At 71.0% G+C, this 1,549-nt stretch carries 1 protein-coding gene; it reads left to right on the forward strand.

Going from position 1 to position 1,549, the window contains the following annotated elements; translation table 11 throughout:
- Positions 1 to 503: 503 nt before the first annotated feature.
- Positions 504 to 1,397: a transposase gene (locus MJ797_RS26035; RefSeq protein WP_255739519.1), complete on the forward strand. Its 894-nt coding sequence runs from the start codon at positions 504 to 506 to the stop codon at positions 1,395 to 1,397.
- The last annotated feature ends 152 nt before the right edge of the window (positions 1,398 to 1,549 follow it).

Here is a 1,549-nt window from a genome sequence, read left to right on the forward strand (position 1 = left end):
AGCCCCAGACGGTCGTGCAAACCTGCATCGTGCATTACGCCGACCTCCGTGTTATACCGCCCTCGCGGCGGTGGTGCCTGGCGGCGGCCTGATCTGCGGCTGGAAGGTCGGCATAATCCGGCCCTTGTGATCGACACTGGCCTCGTTGGTTTCGACGAGGAGGGTGTTGGTGGGAGAAGATCCGTCGCGGGCCTGTGTTGTGGGCCCGCTTGAGCCGTATGCGGCAGGGTTCACCGCGGAGCTGTTCCGGCTGGGGTATGCCAGCGGGTCGGCGTACGGGCAGATGCTGCTGATGACGCACCTGAGCCGGTGGCTGTTCGGTCAAGGGCTGGACGCGGGCAGGCTGACGCCGCAGGCGGTCGACCGGTTCCTGACGCACCGCAGGGCGGTCGGCTACGCGCAGCTGCTGTCACCAAAGGGACTGGCGCCGCTGCTGGGATATCTGCGCCGGCTGGGCGCACCAGCGGATCCGGGCACTGATCACCCTGTGCGCGGTCGTCGTGATGGACGAGACCCCGATCCGGGTCGGCCCGCGGCTGCCCCGGCCTGGGCGCACCCAGGCGAAGCGCCACCTGCTGGTCGCCTGCACCGACCTGTACACCCACTTCCTGCTCGGCGACCGCGACCTGGCGACGTTCCAGACCTCGGTGCTCGCCGAGCTCGCCGCCGGCGGCGCGACCGTCGTGCACGACCGCTACCACCTCTACGACCACGATTTCTTCAACCCCGCCGCCCGCGGCCCGTTCGCCGACCCCACCGGCGATGAGGGCGAGCACGACCCCGACGACCTGGATCCTCGGCCTGGTCCACCAGGTCTGCGCCCAGCACCTCACCAGGGACTTGGCCGCCGCCGGGGAGACCTACCCCGACGAGCACTGGCCCGCGCAGACCGCCGACGCGCTGCGCGGACTGATCCACCACGCGAACCTCACCCGCCACACCGCCGGCCTCGCCGCCCGGCACGACCCGGCTCACTGCCACTACTGCACCCCCCGGCCGGCCCGGCGCTGCCGAGCGTTCAGGAACTGCTCGGCCTGTTCCGTGACGGGGTGAAGGTCGGCCTGTCCGCCACGGCCTCGCACGGCACCCGCCCCGGGGAACGCCCCGCCCGCCTGCTCGTGGAGTTCCTGCGCGACCGCCACGCCGACGTGCTGCGGTTCCTCACCGACCCGGCCGTGCCCGCGACCTCGAACGACGCCGAACGCGAACTGCGACCGGCGAAACTTCAGCAGAACATCTCCGGGCGTCTGAGCAGCGAGACGGTCACCCAGGACCGGTACACGATCCTCGGCTACCTGCGCACCGCCGCCAAACACGGCCGCGACGTCATGACGACCCTGCGCGAGGTCATGACCGGCCAGGCCTGGATCCCCGGCTGGCCCACCGCGCCAGCCTGAAACACAACCCCTGCCCGACAGCACCCACTCACCGGAGGCGCACCCGCGCTGACCGGCATCACGTCATGCCATCAATCGCCACCCACGCGGCCCAGGCTGAATGTTTACGATAGGACTGTCCGGCCCGCGGCTCCCCGCGTCCCGCCCGGCCG

This window comes from Protofrankia sp. CiP3 (assembly GCF_917627345.1).
GTDB lineage: Bacteria > Actinomycetota > Actinomycetes > Frankiales > Frankiaceae > Protofrankia.

Bases quoted from the DNA above. Each gene is read 5' to 3' on its own strand.
- MJ797_RS26035 (WP_255739519.1), top strand. From the start codon at position 504: ATGGACGAGACCCCGATCCGGGTCGGCCCGCGGCTGCCCCGGCCTGGG.